General features: G+C 43.5%; 14 protein-coding genes. All 14 read right to left on the bottom strand.

Annotated features, from left to right (window positions below; genetic code table 11):
- Window positions 1–330: 330 nt before the first annotated feature.
- A complete protein-coding gene (locus NSQ91_RS16900; RefSeq protein WP_340918977.1) occupies window positions 331–1,980 on the bottom strand; it encodes a DUF6138 family protein in 1,650 nt (549 codons plus the stop codon).
- 44 nt (window positions 1,981–2,024) lie between these two features.
- Window positions 2,025–2,951 (bottom strand): ADP-ribosylglycohydrolase family protein, encoded by a 927-nt coding sequence (locus tag NSQ91_RS16895; RefSeq protein ID WP_076303671.1) that lies wholly within the window; start codon window positions 2,949–2,951, stop codon window positions 2,025–2,027.
- A 306-nt stretch (window positions 2,952–3,257) separates the two neighbouring features.
- A complete protein-coding gene (locus NSQ91_RS16890) occupies window positions 3,258–4,199 on the bottom strand; it encodes an alpha/beta hydrolase (protein WP_076303672.1) in 942 nt (313 codons plus the stop codon).
- 60 nt (window positions 4,200–4,259) lie between these two features.
- A complete protein-coding gene (locus NSQ91_RS16885) occupies window positions 4,260–5,312 on the bottom strand; it encodes an LLM class flavin-dependent oxidoreductase (protein ID WP_076303673.1) in 1,053 nt (350 codons plus the stop codon).
- Window positions 5,313–5,375: 63 nt separating this feature from the next.
- Entirely contained in the window at window positions 5,376–6,245 is an 870-nt protein-coding gene (locus tag NSQ91_RS16880) for an NAD(P)-dependent oxidoreductase (protein ID WP_076217647.1), read from the bottom strand.
- A 156-nt stretch (window positions 6,246–6,401) separates the two neighbouring features.
- Complete coding sequence (locus NSQ91_RS16875; RefSeq protein WP_249267693.1) at window positions 6,402–6,986, bottom strand: TetR/AcrR family transcriptional regulator; 585 nt, start codon at window positions 6,984–6,986, stop codon at window positions 6,402–6,404.
- A 190-nt stretch (window positions 6,987–7,176) separates the two neighbouring features.
- Window positions 7,177–7,935, bottom strand: coding sequence for an ABC transporter permease (locus NSQ91_RS16870; RefSeq protein ID WP_076126564.1), 759 nt, complete (start codon window positions 7,933–7,935; stop codon window positions 7,177–7,179).
- On the bottom strand, window positions 7,932–8,705 hold the full coding sequence (locus tag NSQ91_RS16865; RefSeq protein WP_076303674.1) for an ABC transporter permease: 774 nt from the start codon (window positions 8,703–8,705) through the stop codon (window positions 7,932–7,934). The genes NSQ91_RS16870 and NSQ91_RS16865 overlap by 4 nt, the downstream gene beginning before the upstream one ends.
- The gene (locus NSQ91_RS16860; RefSeq protein ID WP_249267692.1) at window positions 8,702–9,424 is read right to left on the bottom strand and encodes an ABC transporter ATP-binding protein; all 723 of its coding nucleotides are present in this window, start codon (window positions 9,422–9,424) and stop codon (window positions 8,702–8,704) included. Before NSQ91_RS16860 ends, NSQ91_RS16865 begins: the two co-directional genes overlap by 4 nt.
- A gap of 83 nt (window positions 9,425–9,507) precedes the next feature.
- On the bottom strand, window positions 9,508–10,515 hold the full coding sequence (locus tag NSQ91_RS16855; protein WP_076217650.1) for a sensor histidine kinase: 1,008 nt from the start codon (window positions 10,513–10,515) through the stop codon (window positions 9,508–9,510).
- Window positions 10,512–11,189 (bottom strand): response regulator transcription factor, encoded by a 678-nt coding sequence (locus NSQ91_RS16850; RefSeq protein ID WP_076190267.1) that lies wholly within the window; start codon window positions 11,187–11,189, stop codon window positions 10,512–10,514. Before NSQ91_RS16850 ends, NSQ91_RS16855 begins: the two co-directional genes overlap by 4 nt.
- 207 nt (window positions 11,190–11,396) lie before the next feature.
- The gene (locus tag NSQ91_RS16845) at window positions 11,397–18,194 is read right to left on the bottom strand and encodes a stalk domain-containing protein (protein WP_340918963.1); all 6,798 of its coding nucleotides are present in this window, start codon (window positions 18,192–18,194) and stop codon (window positions 11,397–11,399) included.
- Between the two features lie 108 nt (window positions 18,195–18,302).
- The gene (locus NSQ91_RS16840) at window positions 18,303–19,217 is read right to left on the bottom strand and encodes a hypothetical protein (RefSeq protein WP_340918961.1); all 915 of its coding nucleotides are present in this window, start codon (window positions 19,215–19,217) and stop codon (window positions 18,303–18,305) included.
- A 367-nt stretch (window positions 19,218–19,584) separates the two neighbouring features.
- Window positions 19,585–25,191, bottom strand: a complete 5,607-nt coding sequence (locus NSQ91_RS16835) for a golvesin C-terminal-like domain-containing protein (RefSeq protein WP_340918956.1) — start codon at window positions 25,189–25,191, stop codon at window positions 19,585–19,587.
- Window positions 25,192–25,201: the final 10 nt, after the last annotated feature.

Raw genomic sequence — 25,201 nt, 5'->3', positions numbered from 1 at the left:
GGTTTACTATTCCGTCTTTATACTCGAATAAATAATCACCCTCTTTTTCTAAGAGAACAGGTAAATATTGAGCTACCATTTCAGTAAACACGAAATCATCCCCACAATTAAATTGTGCACTTCATTACATAAACCCGTCTTCGGGTTCACCAACATCAAATCCTAATACTTTTGTCGCTTCCAATTTAAATCTCTCTATCCAAGAACTCTAATCACTATTACTCATCTGTGCATAAAATGATAAACCACTTGGCTCCACTGAAGCCACAATAAAAACATCATCATCTTCCTGCCCGAACCAATAGGGAATTCCATTTTTATATATCGTAATTAACTTATAAGAGTCAGTAGCTCCGAGAGAATAACTCTAAGCTCAAGTTCCGTCTGCTCTGACTTCACGGATTTTTCCAGCTTTGCACGGCTTCCGAATATCCGGTATAGAACCTGCTCCCGTTCATATATTTCTTTAGGCGACAGCTCTTGAAGCAGCGCTTCTGCAAGCTCGACCCGATCGATCACGAAGTTTTTGACAGCTCTTGCTTCCTCATTTCCTGCTAGCAGAATGTCGACTAGAACTGGCATAAGCTCAGCCTCCACACCGTGCGTATCAATAAAGGTCTCCGCATAACTATGCTGTATCATTTGGTGCTCCGAATCTACCCTCTCCATATAACGAGAGACGAGTGAGAAATATTCCTTGCTATATAATCCTAATCCGAGTACAGCATAGGTACCAGGCATGACCGACTTTTCACCCGGTTCCGTGTCCTTGTACCACGCATAGGGCTCCATAGCGATATCCGCATACGCAGCCAGCTTAGGAAAAAGAGACGGATAGGCTAGTGCACCAGCAAAAAACTGATGAAGACCTGATTTAGCCATTTTTTTTAGAGGAAGATAGTTCCTTTGTTTGCTTTTCAGCTTCAGGTTATATTCCTTCGGGAATCCCTGCTGCAGCAATTCGGTAATGTGATCCAATGCTTCTCCATAAGCTGCTTCCTCCTCGTTCAAAATCCGGACTTCAATGCTCTGTGTTACATCATTATTATCAACTTCAACACGGGTCCCTTTATATACTGGAGTGAATTTCCCGCTTCCCCTCAGGATATACTCCGCTGCGTGTTTTGAACCAAGCTGGACAGCTAGTTTCAAATATTGTTCCCGGATGTCCGGTTTCGTTTTTCCAATTTGCAGAGCGGCATATACAAAAAAGGAAAGTTGATCTGCATTCGGATCCATAAGCGCCATATCCTCTTTAGGTATCCAATCCATTCTAAAGCTGCCTGTACGCACAAAATAGCATGGAAGAAAAATATTTTGAATCCAATTATCCATAGCCAAAGTATACTGGCCAGTCCATTCGTCTAAGCGTCGCCTATTACTTCTGAGCTTGTCGGATAAATGCTCAATTAATGGGCCAACCGCATTTTCTTCTTGCTGTATAAGATCAGGGTTCATCAAGTGATGAGAAAAGAAAAACTGGTCATCAACACTCGGCAATACGGGAAGATCAGACATGATTTTGGATGTTATAAACTTCTGTAATGATTTGCGGAGTTCGTTCAGCTTCTCTTCGTTAACCAGATGCACGCAAAGTGTTAAGTCTTCGTCCTCCATTTCAAAGGAAAGTACGATCTGGAATCGGTAATCAAAAAAACGAGGACCTAACTTCTCTGATAAAAAAAGCTCCTCCACTCTCTTGCATAATGCCGGGTAAAGTTCAGATCTAATTAATTCATCCGTGAGTTCGGCGATATAAGGACCTGCTTCGATTTCATAAGAGCTGTCCGTCCAATCGAACGGTTCTTCAACTTCAATATGTATTTTTCCGTCACGCCAAGCTACCTGAAGATAATCCTTTATCCCTGCCTGGAGCGGACGATTTCCTATGAATTCATTTATTCTTATAGTCTCTTTGTTGTATATGGTTATCATCTCGCTCCACACATCGTCTAAAAACCTCTGTACTGCTGCGTTCATTCCCATTCCTCCTCATAGTTAGTGCTAATAGAACCTAGTACTCCTCATGCAGATTGAAGACGGAGCAGCAGTTGATCAACCAGATCTGTCTCTCGCAGCTGGTTGATCCAGCGCTGAGGGATATGCTCATACCCATATCGGATTCCGGCAAGACCACCTGTGATACAGGCTGTTGTATCCGTGTCGTTGCCTAAGGCAACTGCTCGTTTGACGGCATCTTCGTAGGAAGTGCAGGTTTGGAGGATCATACACGCACTGAACAAGGAATCCACAACATAACCAGATCCTTCGCCATAGAATACTTTATCTGGATGAATGTTCTCTTCGAGCTCCCGTTCATGCTCAGGCATCTGCTGGTAGATCGTTCGAAGCTTGCTAAGAGCAGTTCGGTAGCACAGATTGAAGTCTTGCTCTTGCAACAGTTCACGTGCAATTAACACATAGAAGGCACAACATACCTGATTACAGATATGTGCATGAGTTACAAGGCATTGAGTATGTGCATCCTGAACGAGTTGTTTATCTGTTCCTTTGTGCCACAAGGCAAGTGGTAGCACGCGCATTAGCGCCCCATTCCCTTTCCCATCAGGAACTGTATTGCCACTCTCGTAAGGGGACATTCCTTGGTAATAAGTAGACAACGTACGACTGGTTTGTATTCCAACATCAAAAACTTGTTGGGCTACTGCCCATCTACCTTCATGATACCAGTCGACCAATTTGTCAGCAAAATCAGTTAGCTCCAGTGTACCTTTATCGATCAGACTCTCCAGCAGACATAGTGCCTGCGCACCATCATCCGACCAGGTGCCGGCTGGAACATCTCGGTAGGTGGGCTGAAAGCCCACAGGAGGAGTAAACTCAATCTGCTCCAGAGGTGGGAGCTGCTCCACTGATCTGAATTCATAGGGGACACCAAGAGCATCTCCAATCAATAAGCCGTAAAGCCCACCCTTAATCTTATCCCACATGTTGTATTCTCCTTATCACTAGATATAATTTGGATCAAGCTGTCTACAAATATATAAGCCTACCCTATCAATATTTAAACTGTTTTGCATCATGTAAATAAAAATTGAAGAAATAAGCTTCCAATGAACAATACGATAGTAATCTAAGCCTTTTTTGAAATCAATAATATATAACAAAAGATGAGGCTGTTTTTAAAATCAACAACCTCATCTTTTTTATGAATCTTTCCCGAATAATTACGTGTCTCTACTTAAATAACCATTCAACTTTTTCTGCGTATTCGCAGTTTATTTTAGTCCCTATAATTAGCTAGGATGAAGTGCCCGGGCCATCGCATCCATATAGCCCTGAACAGCGCGCTGACTCACTTCTGTTTCTGGAGCAAAAATTTCGAAAAGGTGAAAACAACCGGGATACAGGTGGAATTCGACATCCACACCTGCTTGTGCAAGTCGTGCCACATACTCCATTGTCTCGTCTCGGAATAGATCGAGCTGACCTATACAAGTATAGGCTGGCGGCAAACCTGCCAAGTTCTCCGCTCTCGAGGGTACTGCATAAGTAGATTCTCCTCTGACATCGCTCTCCTCGCCCAGGTACATGTTCCAAGCTGCTATGTTGTCTGTTCGTTTCCAGATTGCGTCTGCTTCCGTAATCTCATGACTGGACGGTGTGATGTTACGGTTGTCAAGCATCGGGTATAATGGCATTTGGAAAATAAGAGACGGTCCTCCTTTATCACGCGCCATCAGCGCGAGTGCTGCTGTCAGTCCGCCGCCACCGCTAGCACCGGCAATTGCAACCCGATCCACATCAATGCCAAGCAAGGCTGCCTCCTCCGTCATCCATACCAATCCAGCATAACAATCTTCGATCGCCGCCGGATAAGGGTGCTCGGGAGCAAGCCTATAATCAACCGATACGACTATACATTCAGCTGTCTGAACAAAACGTTCGCATAATTCGTCGTCCATATCCGGATGTCCTAACACGTATCCTCCCCCGTGAATCCATAGCATGGCAGGTAACAAGTCATTCGTTCGCCCGGCAGGCTCATAAATTTTCACCAGCATCTCGCCTCCATCCCTCGGGATTTTGCGCCTGGTTGTGTTTACATGCTCTGATCCTTCCACGGATGCAGCTGAAACTAAGCTCCTGCTCCACTCTAAATTCTTCTCCAATTCAAACCCAGGAAATTGTGAATAAACCTCTCTTAATTCTGGTAGTATACGTGGTTCAACACTCATAATAATCCCTCCAAATAAAATAATGAATTCGTTCGTTTACGTCTTATTCATAGATAATCCTTATCCCATTTGAGCTTCCCACTTGGCAATTTCCTCTCGTACTCGCGGCGCAACTTCTGTACCGAGCAGTTCTATAGCCCGCATAACCAACTCATGCGGCATCGTACTTAAGGGAACATACATCATGAATCGTGTAATCCCTACATGCTTACGCAGATGGATTATTTTTTGGGCGACTGTTTCCGGATCCCCTACATACAACGCACCATCAAAGCGTCGGGCAGCATCATAGCTGGAACGATCGTAGTACGCCCACCCCCGTTCTTTGCCGAGCTTATTCATACCGTACTGGGTTGACGGAAAAAAGAGTTCTGCTGCCTGTTCCGTATCTTCTGCAACAAATCCGATGGAATGTGAACCTACCTGAAGCCGTGATGCATCATGTCCGGCATGAGCTGCCGCCTTTTTATACAGTTGTACAAGCGGTGCAAAATTGGTTGGGTTTCCACCGATAATCGCCAGGACTAATGGCAGGCCCAGAAGTCCTGCACGCACGGCAGACTCCTGGGTACCGCCACTACCAATCCATATGGGTAAAGAGTGCTGAACAGGGCGCGGGTATACACCCAGATTATTTATCGCTGATCGATGTCCTCCACTCCATGTAACTTTCTCAGATTCCCGTATTTTCAGAAGCAGCTCGATGTTTTCATTAAATAAATCCTCATAGTCATGCAAGTCATACCCAAAAAGCGGAAAGGATTCAACAAAGGAACCCCGGCCCGCTATAATCTCGGCACGTCCATTGGATAAGCCGTCAAGCGTGGCAAAATCCTGAAACACACGGACAGGATCAGCTGATGAAAGAACCGTCACAGCACTCGTCAATCGAATCCGCTTTGTTAGGGGGGCTGCAGCAGACAACACCACTGCGGGTGATGAAGCTGCATAATCTTCACGATGATGCTCACCTATGCCAAACACATCAAGTCCTACCTGATCCGCAAGGACGATTTCTTCGACGACTTCTCGTAATCGCTGTGCGTGACTCATCACAACTCCGGTCTCAGTATCAGGCTTTGTTTCTATGAACGAAGTAACACCTATTTCCATAGTTAATCTCTCCTTATATTTTCTCTAGCAATTCGCCCGACATCATCGGTGCAACCCAATTTTTTAAGAAGAATGCTCAAGACAACGGATTAAAGCCGTCCAATCCAACTCACCATAACCATTGGCGATTCCTTCAGACAAGTGATGGTGGATAAGCTGACCTAAAGGTAGAGGAGTTTGAACGGACTTCGCTGCCTCAATAGCCAATGCAACATCTTTTAACCCAAGCTTCATTTTAAAACCGGCCGGTTCAAAGCGTTGTTCGCTCATGATCGCTCCATAGTTCTGATATATTGGAGATTGAAAAAGAGCATTCACGACATTCATAAATCGGGACGAATCAATACCGTGCTTTTCTACCATTAGCTGCACTTCCGACAAAGCTTCCAGCATTGAAGCAATTAGAAAGTTAACACCAATTTTCACAACGTTCCCTTCTTCGCCGTGATCCCCAATCTCTACTATCTCTTGACCCAATACTGTTAAAACGGGAAGTACCCGTTGTCTTGCTTGTTCCGGACCGGCTAAAATAATACGCAATTTAGCTTCTTTAGCGGCATCTGGGCGCCCCATCACCGTGGCAGACACAAAGTGTTGCTTTCGCTCCGCATGCGAGACGGATAATTTTCGAGCCAGATCTACGCTGATTGTACTGGCAGAGATGTGAATTCCATTTTCCGACAATCCATTCAGAACACCATCTGGTCCCTCGACGACCTCCTTCAAAGCAGCATCATCAGAAAGCATGGTAATTACAAGATTGCTTTCTTTCACTGCCTCTAGCGGTGTTTTGGCATATCGTGCTCCCTGTTTCATTAAGGGTTCAACTTTTTCAGGGGTCCGATTAAAGATGACTAATTCATAACCCGCTTTCAATAGATTTTGGGCCATTGGGAGCCCCATATTTCCAAGCCCAATAAACGATACTTTCATTAGACACCTCTCCTTATTTTGAGGGATTTCTCAATAATGGAATGATCGTTCCGTAATAATTAAAAAAATATAGTCTAACACATACTCCTTAATTAGCACCTTCAAAATATGGGAAACATGATAACGGAACGATCGTTCCGAAATAATTAAAAAAAATTAGATTCCTGCTATTACAAAGCTAATCATCTCTTTTGCACGTTCCGGATTCTGATCTGCTTTGGCCATAATATTAATGCTTTGATGTAAATTCAACAATAAATAAGACAACGCTTTGATATCAGTCGTTTTATCAATTTCTCCCCGTTGCTGGCCCTTTTCTAAAAGGTCACAAAAAGCTTGCTCTAATTCCAAAAAACTAGTCTTTATCAACTCATTAATTTTTTCATCTGGCGACTCCAATGTTGTAGCTACATTCGTAACAAAACACCCGCCCGGCAGGCTGGTATCGTATGCTGAAGCAATATGATACTCAAAAAATTGAAGAATTCCATCTCTAACACTAGATGCATGTTCAAGAATAGCCTGCTTATTGAAATTCCCCTTTTTATAATGCTCAAGGGCATCTGTATACAAGGTTTGCTTGTCGGAAAACGTATCGTAAAGGCTGGATCGGCTAATGCCCATCACCTCTAGTAAATCCGGTATGCTAGCCGCTTCGTATCCTTTTTTCCAAAACAACAGCATAGCTTGATGCAGCGCTTGATCTTTGTTAAATTCTTTTGTCCTAGCGATAAGTAACACCTCCCGTCATTGAAATATAACATATCTGAACTGATCAGTCCAGATTTATAAAATAAACGGACACTCATATTGGTGTCCGTTCTTAAGAGCAAATACTTAGTCATTGAATTGCTCATAAACATCTTTTATCCAAACATCAATGTTTGTTGCATATTATTCTAGTTTAATGATCAAATCAGCTAGTTCAGAGTTAGGCATCTCGTTTACGGTAAAATATAATAGCTGCTGTAATAAAGATCAGTGTCCATAACAGGGAAATACCTGTCCCTTCCATTGGTGTAAGGACATTTATTTCATCGGAGGAAGGCGGCATATACATATAATATCCTGCTGTATCTGGAAAAAAATATTTAGTATTGTGTAGAAAATCTTTCGACAATGGACTGACAATGAAGTAATAGCCAAGCAGTACCACTAAAGCAGGCGTAGTTCGTCTTAATAAAGCACCTATAGCTGCACTGAGAAGTGTGGTTAAAGTTAGATAGCCTGTTGCACCTGCTAATGATTTTATCATTTCGTCTATTTCAATCACTACTGCTGTGTCTTTCATCATGATAAAGGTATATAGTACACCTGATGCAGTAGTAAAAGACGCCGCAGGAATGGTTATAATGGTCAAGGCCAAATACTTCGTGGATAATTGAAACCCTCGCCAAGGTATCGTAGTTAAAGTAGTTCGAATCTGTCCCCCTGTATACTCTGAACAAGTAGCTAAGATACCAAGAATAATGAATCCTGCTTGAAGATATCCCATAGAAGAAAGTCCTGTATTCAGTATATTTTGCGTTCCTGCTGCCCCTTGTAGATCAACAGAAGTAAAAGCGGCGGCTAAACCTAAATTAAGAATGAATGTAACCAAAAGAGTGAGCCCTATCAATGGTAATGTAACTAATTTATCCAGTTCAGCACCCAGGATTTGTGTTATCTTTCTACTAGATGAGACACTCATGCTGCAACGTCCCTCCTATGGAATACAATAGCTGCAACAATGAAAACAACGACTACCCAGGCAAACATGACTAAACCGCCTGTGAAGGGGGTGTGAAACCTCTCGAATAAACTGCCTGTGGACGTGTTGTCCGTAAACATAAACATTTCAGCGCCAGCTCTATCTGGTAAGTAAAACGCCAACTTTGTAACCCTATACAACAGGACACTAAATGATACAACGGATGAATTTATTATGAGCACAGCAAGCGGGAGGATGCCATTCTTAGTTAGCAAAGTAATTCCAAGTGCTAAAAGAGCAGTGAATGTCCAGTAACAAATGGCACCGATAAGTCTGGACCATTCAAATGCAGGGGCATATTCACCAAGAATAAGATGACTTACAGACACAGTTGTCATAATAGCAACAATACAAAGCAGTATGCTGATCAAAGTCACAGCGCCTGCTTTTGCCAGCAAAAAATGAAGACGGGATGAAACAACAGTTAAACTCGTTGTAATCTGTTGTCCTCCACCAGATTCACTGCTCTCTGTCAAATACTCACTGCTGACAGCAAGCACACCAAGAATAATAACGCCTTGCACACCAAGAGCTAACCCGATATAGCCAACTTCCGATAGCCGCGTGCTAACTCCAGCTATAATCTCCTCTTTTTGTGCTATGCTGTCCAAGGCAGCAATAAGCGCTGGGGCAAACGCTCCAATGAGATAAGCAAGCCAAATACCCGGTAAGGAGAACAATTTAGATAGTTCCGCGTTAAATGCGCTCATACAACTTCACCCGCATTTTCAGATGTCAGGGCAAAAAAGGCTTCCTCCAGCGTGGAATAGTTACCTATTACTTCTTCCAATGTTCCATCTGCAACGATAGTTCCATGCTTAATAATCACCACATCATCAACCGTCTCTGCAAGCTCTCCCATTAGATGACTGGATAACAACACCGTATTTCCAGACTCAGCACGTTCACGTAAAAATGTCCGAATCCACCGAATTCCTTCTGGGTCGAGCCCATTTACGGGTTCATCTAAAATCAATACTTTTGGATCACCGAGTAGCGCAGCTGCTATTCCAAGTCTCCTCCCCATACCAAGAGAATACTTCCCAACTCTTTTTCCGGCTGCATTAGTAAGACCTACTATTTCCAGAACTTCCTCGACACGTGAGTTAGACAATCCTGCGGCACGGGCAATCCAACGCAAGTGTGCCCGTCCTGTTCGCATACGATGAGCTCCAAATCCATCAAGTGCGGCACCTACTGTTGATACAGGATTATGTAATTCTGCGTATGGCTTTCCATTGATTAGTGCACTCCCTGAGGTAGCACGATCTAATCCAAGCAGGATGCGAAGTGTAGAGCTTTTACCTGCTCCATTTGGACCTAGAAAACCAGTTACTCTGCCAGGTCTAGCTTTAAAACTGATACCTGATAAGATTTTCCCAGTTCCGCGATGTTTGACTAAGTTATTAATTGTAAGCAACCATAACACTTCCTTTCTGTTATGGTTCTAATTATAAAGAAGCAAAGTTACATCTCGGTTATCCTGCTGTTTACTTCTGGTTTAACTTTAGGTTAAGCTCTACCAATAGCCACTGTTGTGCCGTTTTCATTTGATGTAAAGTCAGCTTTAAGCTTCATTTTATTCAACATATAATTTGAAGTCGATAAACCTATCCCCGCCCCACGCTCATAGGAAGAGTTATCCATCCCCGGACCTCTGTCTGCAACAATGATCTGTTCTTTTTCTACATCAACCACAATGTTTACATATTTCCCCTCTGCTGCATGGCGAAGAATATTCTGAAATAAATTATCCAGAACACGTGTCATCCATTTAGGATCTGCTTCCCAATAAAAAGTCTTCTCTGTCGGTAAATCAACCTCGATTCGGATTTCTTTTTCTTCAAATACAGGATACCACGCAGCAACAGATGCTCTTACTAAACGTCCAATATCTGTTGAAGTGGGCTCAAAAGGATGTTTTCCTGATGTAAGCAATGTATAGGAAAGTAAATCATCCATTAGATCTCCGACTCTAGTAATCGTATGGTTCATCTCTGATAATGAGTTTTGTCCTTCTAGACTCATTGATTCTTTATTTAATCGGGTGACATGTCCTCTCAAAATGGTAAGCGGCGTTCGTAAGTCGTGAGATAAATTCGCGATGAGTCGATGTCGTAACAATTCCTCTTCATGTTCTCGCTTGCGACTGTCTTCAAGCTGTTGAATCATCCAATTAAAGGAACTTCCTAACTGGTCTATTTCATCCATACGATCACTTTGAACAGCTATTGGTTTAGGAAATGAGTTATGATTAGCTGAAAATGACATGACTTCCTGTAAGCAGGTGAGACGTTTACGAAGTCTCAAGAAGAAAATCCAAGAGATTACCACAAATGCGACAATAATAAAACCAAACACAAGAAGTACAATGTAAAAATAATTTAACTTATTCAGCTCTTCTTCATTAAAAGGAGACGCAATGAACGCAGATAAGAAAATAAGTACGATCGGAGGTAAAAAGATAAATAGAAAATGTCCTTTTAGAAAACGACGAAATAATGATTTAGTCTGTTTCATAGTTTCACCCGATAGCCTATTCCCTTCAATGTTTCAATAATCTCTGGGGAGTCTGGATGGCGTTCCAGCTTTTGACGCAGTCGATGAATATGTACCATTAATGTTTTATCACCTGTGATATAAGCTTCTTCCCAGATGGCTTCATAGATTTGTTCTTTTGGTAAAACTTGATTAGGGTGGCGTAAGAAGTACATCAAAATATGATGTTGTTTCCCTGTCAATATAATTTCTTCTCCTGTGTGTTTGTCAAATACCGTTTGGATTTCCGGATCTACTTCAATATAATTCCCTAATGAAATGCGTTCGGAATGTGTTCCGCCCTTTCGACGGATTAATACTTCTAATCTAGCAATTAGTTCATCCGTATGGAATGGTTTCGTTAAATAGTCATCAGCAAATTGTAACCCTTCTACCTTGTCATCTATCGATGTTCGAGCAGTTAACAGCAAAATAGGAACAGCAGGAGCTGCCTTTTTTAATCGTTTCCCCACAGTAAATCCGTCTAAACCGGGTAACATGATATCCAAAATAACGATTTCATGCTGATTTACTTCTTTTTCAGCTCCTTCACCAGAAAGCAGCCACTGTACTGAAAATCCTCGTTGTTCCAATTCTTCCTTTACCCAACTGCCTATCTTCTCATTATCTTCAATATATAACACGTTTCTTTTCAAGTAACTTCCCTCTTTCTAAACCGAGTTCACTATTAGACAGATTAACACAATCTAAAGAATTGTTTCCAGTTAAGACAATTTTATTGTTCGTTAATAGAGGACTTTCACCGCCAAGTTATCGTCTATGCCGGGCGCACACTAGAAAACCCTCTAACATGGCAGTGCATGTTAGAGGGTTTCGAGCATAGCTGCTAATTTTAGGAAATACTACTTCATGATACTAATGGATTTCGAAGTATTATCGAAGAATATATTTGCACCAAAATACTCAGCAATGAAACGTAATGGGAGCATAGTACGACCGTTTACAAGTTCAGCTGCTACATCCATCCCTGGTGCAAGTTCACCGATCTTAATCGACAAAGTCTGACCTTTCAAAGTAATCATTACGGTTTTCGTAACGTTATCCCAGCTTACATTTGCTCCTAAGCTCTCGGCAATGAAGCGCAGTGGGACTAACGTTCTGCCTTTAACTACCGTTGAAGCAACGTCCATACTCATTTCGATTCCGTTCAATTTATATCCTGTCTTTCCTAAAGTGAATTCCAATTTCACAGGTTCAGGCTTGGCTGTAATGAAGATATAACCTAGTCCTTTTGCCGTGAAAGTAAATTTACCTGTCTCACGCTCATAGTTGCCGCCTAAACGCTCCATGTTACCGTTCAACCGAAGCATGACACCGCATAACAGGCTAAGATCATTTGTGGACAACTTCTCTTTTGACAGATCGAAGGTTACGGGTATAAGCCCTGTATAATCCGTTACTTCCCGGCCATCCACGAAGATCTTTAATTCATATCCCCGCCCTATAGCTCCGCCTCTTTCATCTACAGGTATAATGACAACCTTCATCCGCTTTCCTGTATTCAACTGCTTCAACAATTCAGCGGACAATTTAACAGATATGGTGTCATTCGTAACGATTAGCGGTTTGTCGGCATTAATAATCGCACCGATCGTATCGCTTTGAATCTCAAGCTCATCTTTTCCGGCTGACATCGTCAATTCAATGGAATTACCCTTCTTCAGCTGCTCTTTGATTGTAGCATCAATACGCTCCGCTACTGATGACTCTGGCGAAGGAGTCGGCGTACTGCTGTGGCCATTTGAATTGCCGCCATTGTTATTGCCATTATGGCCACCACTGTCATTTGTAGTAATTACAATAGTTAACTCTATCGTATCCATGCCAGCATGATTGGAAGCCGTAATATTGAATTTGTAAGTTCCCGCTTCAGTAGGCACGCCTGAAATAATACCCGTAGCTCCTTCTAAATTCAGCCCAGCAGGTAAATAATTATCACTCACTTTCCAGGTAATCGGTTTGTCGCCGTAAACCGCTAATGTTACCGTATACGGTTGTCCAACGTTGCCGCTTAGCAGATTCTTAGTGATAATCTCCGGAGCTGTATCCACTGGCTTATCTTCTTTAATCTCGATGCTCAATTCTCGCTCATCTCTACCAAAATCATTCGTTGCTGCAACAGTGAATTCGTAATATCCCGCCTCTAGAGGCGTACCCGAGATAACGCCTGTTGCTTCATCTAGGTTCAAATCTACTGGCAAATCTCCTTCCTGGACCTTCCAAGAAATCGGTTCACTGCCATATACCGCTAGTGTTACTGTATACGGTTGTCCAACTTTGCCATTTGGTAAATTCTTAGTGATAACCTCCGGAGCTGTATCAACTGAGACATCTTCAGTGATCACTATATTGAACTGTTTTGTGTCACTGCCAACGTCATTGTTTGCTTGAACTTTGAACTTAAATTGACCCCATTGATCCGGTGTACCAGAGATAACACCTGCATCTTCATCCAAGCTCAATCCTGATGGTAATTGCCCCTCTACAACGGCCCATTTGATCGGCTTATCGCCATCAGTGGTAAGAACTGCCGAATAAGGTTGTCCTACCTTGCCATCCACAAGCGAATTCGTCATTATCGTTGGTGCCGTACCTGCGTCTTCAGCCCATTTCGCATATAATTCAATATCCCTTGTAACAGGATCAGCATCGAAATTCCAAGCATCGTTTAATCCTTTATCTTGATACCAACCGCCGAAAACAGTTTTATCTTTTGTCGGCGCTGTTGGCTCGGTAATTGTACCGCCCATGTCAGCGAACTTCACCGCAACTTCACTGCCCCCATTGGAATCAAAAGTTACCGCATAAGGGTTGTGCGCGCCGATGGAATGCGTTCGAGTGCTAAGTGAATTGCCGAAGAAGTCTGTTCTCTCCGTCATATGAGGCAGAGCATTCGCCCGATCCACATATGGGCTTACAATCTCGGCACCTGCACCATAGGCCAGGTTATTACCATCCGCAAGACGGAACCCGTTCATCGCACTGTAATCAAGCTTGGCATCCACTGTCCCACTGTTGGTAATCCAATGTTCAGGCGCAGATTTATAGTCTTTTAATATAGAATTCAGTTCCTCTTCCGTTACATAGCGGTTGTCTGTTGCTGTTACGCCTGCACCTAGATATCCGCCTCCACCTGCGTTCATACTGCCAAAAAGATTAGCCGGATACACAATGTTGTTCGTAAACCGTCCGGCTGTAAATGGAGCTGATGTTCCCCCGCCTTTCAGACCAACCTGGTTGTTTGCCCCAGTGTAGGCAAATATATTATTTTGGAAATAAATGTGCAAGTTGGAGGCTGTCGGGTCAAATACTAACGAACTGCTATTCTTCAATGGTGTGACGATGACATTGTTATAGTATAAGCCACTTAATTCCTCGCTCGTTGAAGAACCTCCTGCAAGCAATATTAGACTGTTAAAGCTCTTGTTAAAATCGGGGCTGCGGCCGTCGTTCACGCTAATATTATAGCGAACGATATTGCCCTTGGCAGCATTCATCTGTAAGTACCAACCACCATAGTTATTTCGGCTGTAATTGTATTCATACACATTGTCCTGACAATAGTTGTCAATGTCCCAAGCCATACCGTCATTACTTGCATGATAAGGGTTATCCACAGCTTCATTATAGCGGAAGATGGTGCCTTTACTTGCCATAATCCACGCAGCCGCATAGTTTTGCGAACCTAGATATGTTGGTGTTGTATTATTTGGCCCCCAGTTCGTAACCAGATTGCCGCTCTTATCGCTTAAATAGCTATAACCGTTGTCTGTGACCACATTTCGTTCCACAAGGGAGTTGTTCCCGCCGGACATGACAATGCCATCTCCAACCGAACTAGAAACCCAGTTGTTTCTAAACACAGCGTTGGATGCCCAAGGATAGCTAGAATTACTCCAAGTAATGCCTGTGTTATTAGTCCCAGGATTGCTTGGCCCGTAGGCATTATTGCGAATACCTTCGTTATCACAACGAAGGGTTTTGTTGCCTTCAACCAATATATCCACATAACCATTAATAATGATGCCGCCGGATACCTTACTTGCTCCATTTGCTTGGTGCAGCCCATTAACATCATGAACATAGTTATCTCGAATGACGATTCCTTGCATACGAGCATCAGCATAATCTTGAATATTAAACTGACCTTGTCCCAGCTTGGAAATCCGTGACATTACAGCGATACCGGAGCGGCCGTCACCTGCCGCATTGCCGATGTTCGTTACTTCAATTCCACTGACTACCCAATAGTTTACGTCATATAACTCTATGGTACCGTTTAAGGAAATGCCTGATGGGCTCGACGCTGTTCCTCCACCATTAATTACCGGGCGTTGGTTAGGGTCGGTCGTATTATATTTTGTAAGTGTAATCGGATTTCCTTCCTCACCATTGCCGCGCAGTCTGATTTGTTCGTTCCATACGCTATTCGCATCCAGATAAATAGTTGAACCTGGCATAAATACATATTCATTAATCTTGGAGATTGATTTCCATGCCGTAGCTGGTGTGCGTCCATCTGCATGATCGTCACCGTTATTGGAGAGATAATAATCACGGACTTCAAGGGGTACAATGTTCAACTCGAAGGTGATTTCGGCAGGATACAGATCAAGTCTAACGGTATATTTTCCCGGCACGATATTATTTCTTGTGAATGATTCTCTGTTAATCTTCAATACATTACCGCTAACCGTATAATCCACATCCCGCAGCAGAGTTACAGCGCCGATCTTCACTCCAGCCAGATCCGTTAAATCAGGATTTACGGTGATATTATAGTCATCCAGACCAATAACATATGTGCTGTCTTCCAAGTGACTATACTCTTTAGGCAAGAGCTTTAGCGTAATAGAAGCTGTTCCGGTTTGGGCTGCTATTCCACTATCGATAACATATACGTCATCGATAAAATGCCTGTTCTGTATATCCTTAACCGTTCCAGGCTTGTTGCCCCAGTTCGTAGCAAGCTGCAATGCATCGATCTTGGAAATATTGTTCTTAACTGGAGTATCAAAATTTCCGCCAGCTGTTGTTTGCCTTTGAATGTCTTGTCCATCGATTTTATAGGTTGTTCCTGTTGATGTAACGAACCATTGAAATTTATGCCAACCTTCGCTTCGCTGGACATCTACAGGATAGAATCTCCCGGATGAACCAGGCCTGACTGCGTAATTGGTCAGATTTGCGGCCCAATCGCCATCTCCATTGCCATAATTTATTGCGATATGTTCATTGGATGATGGGGTTAAACCAAAGACAGCGTGGTCATTGGAAGCCGCTCTGCCATCATCATAGTACCAAGCAGTAACGATTGTTGTCTTACCGGTTGCAGGGGCATAATTATAGGTACCTGGAACAGTCGCCACCTGACCGGCGCCGCTTGATGTCGCGGCCTTTCCTCCGGTACGGGACATCACATCGCTGTGAACATATCCGTTCGCACCATTTGAAAATTTCTTCTCCCCTTCAAATCCATCGTGAAACTTAGTGTCAGCCTTATTGAAGTAATCAACGCTCACATGTACAGTAACTTCTTCGTTCCCTGTCGGAATATAACCTTTCTTAACCGTCACGAATCCGGCATCATCAACTTCAATCTTATCCTTGTCTTGATCCGCCGGACTGAAGCTGATGTTATCAGCAACGAACACATCAGCTGTGTCAACCATTAACCGCGTTCTATCTCCTGCCCGTAATGTATCGTTCTGGCGAATTAGCGCAATGTTCGCTGAATATTGTGCACTCTCCCCTGACTCATCGGAGTCTAAGAATCGTGACGTTGCGTTGCCGTTTGCTTTTATTTTAAATGTATCATTTAAAGTCGGGGACAAAGCCGCATCATTGCTTGTTGCTGCAATCGGGCTTCCTTTAGCCACTCCATTACTGAAGAGTTGAACCGAATAGGCAGATGCGTTAGCGACGCGATCCCATGTAGCGTACGTGCCGTTCCATCTGGCATTTGCCGGTACAGGCAATTTCTCGATCTTTAATATTCCGGATGCTGCAACTTCTTCACTGATATCTCCCGCATTATTTATGACAATAGCTGTAACCGTGTAGTTGCCCACTCCCAGTGCCCTTGCATAGGGCAGAACATGATGCCTTTCATGATTGTTAGGCTGGTCGGGTCCCCCATTTTTCGATAAATAATAACCAACAGGTACACCGTCTTTGAACAGTGTTACAAGGGTATCCCCGTAATTGGAAGAGCCATTATAAATACCCGAATCCGAGTCAAGCGTTGGATTAATTGGTGCATTCCCCTGCGTATTGGTGGTTATCAACAACGGTACAGCATGGGATTTCACTACAACTCCCTCTGCCGAGGAAACCTCGCAATAATAAAAATTGCCTTGTTGTGAAGCTGCGTCCACATTGGAAAGTGTTAATACTGCCTTATCAGCTCCGCTGACTTTTGTCCCGCTCAAGCCAGTCTCATCATCAGATACATACCATTGATAAGCAGTAGCAGCGGCTGATGCCGTAATGCTAAATGTTGCTGTCTCACCTTGTTTCACTTCTGCCGCTGTTGGCTGAGTGATTATTTCTAAATTTGGCAATCCGCCGGGAGGTACCAAATTCACTGTTAATGTTCTGATACCTGTTGTTGTAGCCACATCTTTTACAACATAAAAATCGTCAATTAGATGTTTATTTTTAATATAAGCTTTATTCCCTGATTGGCTGTTCCATCCTCCAGCTATTTTAGGCTGAATGGTTGTACCGCTCTTCATAGCTTTATAAATATCACTTTGCGCTGAATCGGATATTAATGTTCCGTCTATTTGTAACGTCGCACCATTCGGTGTAATAAGCCACTCGAATTTATGCCAGCCTGTGGAACGTAAAGCCCCGCTATCTTTCCAACGATTGCCTGCTGTACCCGCTGATGATGGTGCATAAGCCCAAGTATATTTCGTCGGGTTATGAATAACATCAGCCTCTGAACTTTGATAGAATGTCCCGGCAAAGGTGGCATTTTTACCATCTACAATAGCAAATTGCGTTCTATCCGTCGCAGTCTTCTCCTCATTAGGATACGGGTCAAAATACCATGCCGTCATCTTATAATTGCTGCCAGCCGGCAATGCCACATCTTGAGCTACCTTTTCATTATTCGTATCATCCGAAGGTGTAATCGCTTTCAATCCAGAACGGGACTGTGCATCGGACAGCGTGAATGACGAGCTTAATTTGCTCATAGATGTCATCGGACCATTGTTGTTCTCGAAGTCCTCCATGATTAACACTTCTGAGTCAGGGTAATAACCCGCCCTGGCCGTGATTGTCACCGGGACGCCCGGAGCATCTGGCGACGCAAATGTATAACCGTTAGATAAAGTAATGTTCCCCTGATTATTAACAGTTAAAAGTTGTGAATTGCTGGAATCATAACTTACCTCGTCAATAACCGGTCCTTTAACCAGACTGCTTAAAGGTGAACCTTTATACGTAAGATTTACCCTACCTGTTTGACCTGCCGCTTGTGTCAATTCTAGTACAACGGAGTCAAAAGATTCGCTCCCTCCCGCAGCTGACACTTCGGAAGAAGGTGCCAAGCCGAACAGACCAGGGAATGCCAACGTTGTAGCTGTAACTATCGACAAAGCTTTTTGCATCCATTTCCATCGTATCATTCCAAAATTTCCTCCCTTTGAAATTAATAAATTTATACTTTATAAAAAATCTGTATCTATGGAAGTCTCAATAGACATAGATTTTTATAAACTTAAAAACTAACTATTCTAGTTCACTACTAACTCACTGAATCGATTACCGTTATACACGATCTTCAATTCATTCGTATTTGCAATTAACGCTCGCAAGTCAGACTCCGCCGATCCGTATAGAATGGAATCTTTCACTTCTTCCAGTTTAAGCTTGGTGATTTCCGGTTTTGTGGTTAATGTAGCAACGACATCCTCACCCATATATTTACCGATTACTGTCTCACCTACAGAAGCAGCAGCTAAAGACTCCCAGAACTTAAGAGACTCGGTATCTTCTTTGGATATATCCAAACGATTTAGCACTTTTTCTTCTTTGGCCTGCCCCGCTGTCGCTAACGCAGCCGTTAATTTATCAGCAACACGAACATATTCCTCACTTTTTGATGCATACTCAACTTGTAACTCGGTGTCGCTCATTTTCGTTTTCTTTACCTGGGTTTCTATCAAATCCGGCCAACGGGCGCCACTTAAATATTGCATGTATTGATATAAATCAAACTGAGGCAACCCATAGTAAGTCTCTCCTGAATCATCCATCTTAGCTCGCTTAACATTTTCTTCTTCCATGTCGGATTTAAGCTCATCAAAGCTTTGGTAAGGGGCGATTCCTCGCTTGTGTGCAATAAATTGCTCCTGCTTGGACATTAGCAATGCTGTCATCGCAGAATTTTTGGCGTATTCAGAGGGGGTTTCATGATTTTTGCCGTATTGATGTGTCCAGAAGCCCTCATCTACTTTGGCCCCATAAGTTCTGAAGAAATAGTCTACCGTTATAGCTCTCTGCTCTTTGACAAAAGATTGAAATTCTTCCTCTGTTACGGCGTATCCATCTACTGTAAATATCCAATTTTCAGGCAGTTCCACCTTTTTGTTAGTTAAGCCCAACATGAGTAAAGCAAGAACAATCAGAGCGGTAAACAAGATAATCATGTTGGTTTTCGTCTTGTAATCCCCATGACAGCCTCCTCTCCAATATTCAACCTAGCTTTGCATGAAAGCCATGACAGTGAAATTCTTCTCCGTTGCAGGAGAAGTTCCCAAATTTAAATGGTTAGACATTATTGTAAGTTTAGCCACCCCCTAATGTAAGCGCTTATTTAGACTGAATTAGAACAAATTTGACATGTTCAAATTACCACGTTTGGTTGAAAACGCCCTGCTAATCTAGCATGAGCAGTATTATGTAGATATCACCCAGTTGAGAGCCTTGAAAGATTAGCTTTTTGTATAGCTCTATACTAAATTCCAGGAAATAAAAAAGCCGAATGGATTGTTCTCATCCACTCAGCTCATAAGTTTATTTTACAATAATCTGTATCGTATCACTTTCCGTTGTTCCACTTCCATTCATAAACTCACCGCGATAGTGATAGATGCCAGGAGATTTCCCTGAAATTTGTGTAGTGGCCGATTGAGCACTTGGTGTTTGTGAAGATAAAGATTGCGTTTCAATAAGTTCGCCATTTTCATATAATCGATACTGTGTTGCGTTCGTGCCCCACCACATATTAGCAGTAATGTTATAGTCCCCATCTTGATCCCAGTTGTCACTAGACAAAACAGGTTTGCCGGGCTTCGCCTCAGCCACGGTGACGGTGTGTGGATCACATGAAGTCGTTCCATACAAATTCGATAACTCACATGTATACACATAGGTTCCATTCGGCTTTCCTTGAATAGGAATAATGGAAGTCTGGGCGGCTGGCGAAACATCGGCCAGTGACTTCGTTTGGATCAATTGACCATTCTCGTATAACTTATACAGTGAGCCATTGTTTCCCCACCACATATTCATTGTAACCTCATAATTGCCATCATTTATACCTGTCGCAACACCGCTATTATTCGAAAGTATCGGTTTACCTGGCACCCCATTTGCAAGCAATTCCGGGCTAACGGAATGCCGTTCGAACTTGACTGCATCAGCCCTCGTATAAATCATATCGACAGGTAGAGTTGGCGGATCTACCGTTGTCGGAGTAACCCTGGTTAGACGAACGTACTCGCTGCCGTCTCCAGTAAAGTCGAACGTTCCTAGATTAACCCAACCTGATGAGCCGACGGTTGCATCAATATACGTAACCTCGGTAACCGACTGATGCTTCACTTCCACTTTGACATAGTTATCGTTTGCCGTCGTATGGACGAGCTTGTAAATGGAGACCGTATATTTCCCCTCTGGGAACTGGCCTTTCCACGTCGCTGATGAACCTTGAACGGTAGAATAACGGGACTTAACCCCAATTTTGTATCCAGCTAAATTGCTTTGGCTCCAAGATCCTTCTGTCGTGTATAACCCAGTCGTATTCGTGCTGTCGACAATAACCGTTAAGTCCCTGATCGCAATTGTCATAGAAGGTGTTGTTAAGGTCACCCCGTCAATCGTTACAGTGGCCCATACCTCAATATGATCCGTTTCTCCGTCGAGACTTAGAAGGGTCAACATACCGCTACTGTCCACTTCAGCCAGATCGGTTCGATCAACGAAATACTGCACATTTGCCTGTGATAGATCACCAATCAGACCGTTATCCAAATAGCCGGTTACGCTTAGTTGTGCGGTTTGAGTCATTTGCAGTTCACCCCGATCCGACAGGATCACCACAGACTCCAATTGCGGCATACTGTTTGGATCCACCCACATCATCGCATCGGCAACTACCCGTGACTTGTTGGCCTTATTGGTTAATTCGACATATCCGCTATCGCCTGCTGCAAAAGGATAATCTCCCAGGTGCACCCAAGTCCCATTGGCCGTTGTCTCATCAACGGTAACCGTCTCGGAGCCTCCACTATAATAAACGGTAAATGAGGCATTCGTTGCCCAATTTTCACTTGTAGCGGTTATTTGCGGAAGCTTGTAATACACACTGTAAGTAACACTTTCCGGCAGCTCAGGCCGCCATTTAATTCTGCTTGTCGCTGTGCCGGCAGTCGATTTGGCGTACACATAGTTATCATAGTAATAGTCGTTAGCCGTTGTATCCCGTATCCAGACGCCTTCTGTCTCTGCCTCCGTATTATCCACAATGATCGATGAACTCTCCTGCCAATCCGGTTGAACTGGAGTTTCTTGTACTTGATCAGGCAAATAGAGTGTCCGCTTGCGGGTCTGTTTCCCATCCGATTCCACATAATAAGTGAAGGTTTGGGATAAATCGTTTACCCGTATCGACCATTCCATCGGATAGATCGTATCTGGAATGGTTGTATACGTTACTCCGCCATCCAAGGAATAATGGATCGTCGCTGGTTTTGTCGTTTTTGCCTGCACATAAGCATCATAGGCCGTTTCGTCGGGCTTGACGATCAGCATACCTTTAACCGCATCTATTGGACTGTGGATATCGAAGAAATAGCTTGCATCCGATGTATCAGCAGTTCTGACCTGGTGCAGCGGCACATCAATGTTGAGTCCTTCTACAATGATAGCGGTTATTCCTTTGCTTGAAACCGTGGCTTGAATGATTCCACCACTCATAACCGCTTGCTCTGGTGTGCCATTGTCGCGGATGATGGTTACGGTATAATCTTGTGCCGGGTTGAACCCAATGATTTGCGCATTCAATTCGATCGGAGTCTGGACTTCAGCTGATGATTCGTTGCTTAACCCGATGTAGAATTTATTCCCGCTCTCTCCCGTTATCCAGTTCAATTGAGGTTGGTTGGTCTTGATAATCCCCTTGGGCATCCAGAGCCAAACGTCGGAATTACCGTAAAAATTCCCTGGTTTATTTCCATAGAGGTGATATTTGAACCATAAAAAATTAGTTTCAAAAACAGAAGGAAATGTAATACTACCATTCGATTTCAACGTTTGTTCGCTGATCAAATAATCCATCGTTTGCCCGAGCTGTCCCGGGATATGGTGATAATAGATGGATGTAGCCCCGCTTGGGCCTTCCAGAGGAAACTCTGGCTCAAGTTGGCTAACGGCGAAGCCCTTATAGTAATAACCTGGATAACTAGAATATCGTCCAATAACTGCATTATGAGCAATATCCTGCAGCAGTTTATCACCTGTATAGAGCGACAATCTCAGCATGAATGGAGCTTCCTGAGCATTCATCCGATAATAGCCAGTTGTACTTCCCGCTTCAAACGTCAATCCATTGGGAGAAACAAGCCAACTATCCGCTTGTACGCCTCCGGCTAGATCTTCTGGGAGCTTGATCCGAGGATATTGATATTTACCACTTTCCGGCCAATGGAACGACTTCGCGTAATTATACGTCTCAGGCTGCGGAATCGTAACGCTACCTTCAGGAACCGGACGAGCAACAAACATCGTTGCATACCGTTTTGCTTCCTTATAAGCGGCATTCAAGTATTTGGGATCCTGAGTTTCCTCGTAAAGCTCCAAGATCTCCATCCACAGCTTGCTATAATAATAAATGAACTCATTTTTACTCAGATTGACGGATGCAGGCGTATCAATATGCTGCATGATATAGCTGTCGGCTGCATCCTTGGCAGCCTGTAAATACTGAGTATCTCCCGTCATACGATACATCATCAGGGGTTGAATGACAGGACCACGGTCTTTCTGGTCAGGATCACGCACGAGGTATTCTTCCTGTGCCAGTGCTCCAATTCCTGCCGAAGTACCCATCATCTGATTGAGAGCGGTTACGCTTGAAAAATCAAACGGCAAGGTTGCCATTTTCCATAACGACGGCACACCGTATACTGGCTTTTGCGTAGGCGACCAGCCTATACCATTTCGCGATAAGCCATACTGGACGGACGGCAATGCTCTCGTATCGTAGAGCTGGTCATCCCCAGTCAAATAGTAAGCCCCCAAAAGAACTGCATTCGAGCTTGTTCGAACGCTATCCTCGTTTTCGATGTCAATAAAGCCCTTGGCACGGCTCCACCACCCGCTGGGTGACGGGACATAATCAACAGAGTCATCCCCTTGCGGCTCTATCTTAAGTAAATCGATCATATTGAACATCGCGTCAGTAAGCGACTGATCTGATACATTTTCCCGGTATGCAGAATAACCGTACTCTTTGCGAAGAATATCCGCGTAGGACTCATACAATTTGCTTTTTTGAGCGATTAGTCCCATATGAAATTGATAAGTGCTTTCTGCGTTCATTTGCGAATAGGTCCCTAATTGAGGAGCATACAAGATTGGCTGCACGCTGCCTTCGTTGTTGACAAGGCTCATGCCAAGCCTTTGCTTCGTAACGCCTCCCGTCGGTTCAAATTCAACCGGAAGCTCATCCGACGGTACAAATACCCCATATGTCAATGGATTCCCCGAACCGTCATTCTTCTCAAGTAGACTCATCGGAGCGCTTAGTTCCCTTAAGCTTGTTGATTCCACTGAACCTACCATTTTGGCGTGTGATCTGAAACCATTTAACACTTCATTGACGTCTGAGATTTGCTCTGTTGTGAAGGACTGATAACCGATTACATAATTGCCATCCTTGCGAGGTGTAAAGGCGAAGGAAACATCAGGTTTGTCCCCTGACATAGACCAGTTCACTTGTAAATCGTAATCGCTTTCATGTGAAGAATCGGTTAATATCGCCGTGTGGCTGTCTGGGAAATTGATCTCGTCGAATGTAATCCAGCGTTTGTTCATCGTATCGTAATAATTGGTTCGACTCCCCGCATTCCCATCCAATAAGACCCATTGTTCTTCAAGTCTTTCCGCCACATTATTAACAGGCATCCAGTTCCCCGTATCCGTATCCTTGTAGAACATATCACGAACGATGGTTTTGCCTTCATCCCAAGCAGCTTCATAAAAGGTAGCCTTATAGCTGGCATTTTCGATGCTGCCTTTTTCCGTGTAACTGAGATTCGCCAATGTACGGCTGCGCAGCGGAGGCAACGGCGGAGCTTGCTGCCGTATATTCCCTTCAAATTTGACCGCATCGGCCCGCGTAATGATTTTTCCGGTCGTAGGTTGTGTTCGAGTCAGTCTGACAAATTCGCTATCATCACCACTGAAATAATAGGACCCCAAATCAACCCATCCGGCCGATGGCCCCGACGAGGGTCTCAGATCCATAAACATGACATCCGTAATCCCATTGTGAACAATTTCGATTTTAACATTACTGTCTGCTTTATCCGCCCAATCAAGCTTGTTGAATGAAATTTTCGCCGTCCCTGCTTCTAATCGCGGATTCCATGTGATGCTTCTTCCTACTGCATCGGTAAATTTGGAACTGGAATTATTATATCCCTTCACTCCCGTACTTGTAGTCCAATCAGGAGCGGAGAACCCGTTATTTGCGTTATTTACATCAGTAGTGACGACATCATCAATCGTGATGCTTCCATCATCAATGATGATCGTCTTATGAGGCTCTTTTTGCTGAATATTCCCTTCGAACTTGACCGCATCTGCACGAGTAAGTATCGTGCTGGTTGTGCTGGTAGACCGAGTTAATCTAACGAATTCGTTACCAACTCCGGAAAAATAGTACTCTCCCAAATCAACCCATCCCACAGAAGCGCCAAATGAAGGTCTCAAATCCATAAAGAGAACATCCGTCGTTCCATTGTGGACGATTTCAATTTTTACATTGCTATCCGCTTTATCTTCCCAGTTAAGCTTGTATAACGAAATTCTCGCCGTTCCTGCTTCCAATCGTGGATTCCATGATATCGTTCTGCCTGCTGTACTCGTATATTTGGAGCTGGAGTTATCATACCCCTTCACCCCTGTACTTGTGGTCCAATTTGGAGCCGAATATCCGTTGTTCTCGTTACCCACATCAGGTGTCACAACATCATTGATCGTGATGCTCCCGTCATCGATGATAATCGTCTTATACGGTAAGGTCTCTGCATAAGCGGTCCTTATTCCGTCTAGGCTGAAAGGAACTAATATCGTCACGATGAAAACGATTAAGAAAAACAGCTTCCTTTTTATCATACAACTCACA

It is taken from the genome of Paenibacillus sp. FSL R7-0048, assembly GCF_038004505.1.
GTDB lineage: Bacteria > Bacillota > Bacilli > Paenibacillales > Paenibacillaceae > Paenibacillus_AQ > Paenibacillus_AQ odorifer.
This window is presented reverse-complemented; position numbering and strand designations above follow the sequence as displayed.

Excerpts from the sequence above, each read along its gene's own strand:
- NSQ91_RS16900 (WP_340918977.1), bottom strand. The coding sequence starts at position 1,980 with ATGAACGCAGCAGTACAGAGGTTTTTAGACGATGTGTGGAGCGAGATG.
- NSQ91_RS16895 (WP_076303671.1), bottom strand. The coding sequence starts at position 2,951 with ATGTGGGATAAGATTAAGGGTGGGCTTTACGGCTTATTGATTGGAGAT.
- NSQ91_RS16890 (WP_076303672.1), bottom strand. The coding sequence starts at position 4,199 with ATGAGTGTTGAACCACGTATACTACCAGAATTAAGAGAGGTTTATTCA.
- NSQ91_RS16885 (WP_076303673.1), bottom strand. The coding sequence starts at position 5,312 with ATGGAAATAGGTGTTACTTCGTTCATAGAAACAAAGCCTGATACTGAG.
- NSQ91_RS16880 (WP_076217647.1), bottom strand. The coding sequence starts at position 6,245 with ATGAAAGTATCGTTTATTGGGCTTGGAAATATGGGGCTCCCAATGGCC.
- NSQ91_RS16870 (WP_076126564.1), bottom strand. The coding sequence starts at position 7,935 with ATGAGTGTCTCATCTAGTAGAAAGATAACACAAATCCTGGGTGCTGAA.
- NSQ91_RS16865 (WP_076303674.1), bottom strand. The coding sequence starts at position 8,705 with ATGAGCGCATTTAACGCGGAACTATCTAAATTGTTCTCCTTACCGGGT.
- NSQ91_RS16855 (WP_076217650.1), bottom strand. The coding sequence starts at position 10,515 with ATGAAACAGACTAAATCATTATTTCGTCGTTTTCTAAAAGGACATTTT.
- NSQ91_RS16845 (WP_340918963.1), bottom strand. The coding sequence starts at position 18,194 with ATGATACGATGGAAATGGATGCAAAAAGCTTTGTCGATAGTTACAGCT.
- NSQ91_RS16840 (WP_340918961.1), bottom strand. The coding sequence starts at position 19,217 with ATGATTATCTTGTTTACCGCTCTGATTGTTCTTGCTTTACTCATGTTG.
- NSQ91_RS16835 (WP_340918956.1), bottom strand. The coding sequence starts at position 25,191 with ATGATAAAAAGGAAGCTGTTTTTCTTAATCGTTTTCATCGTGACGATA.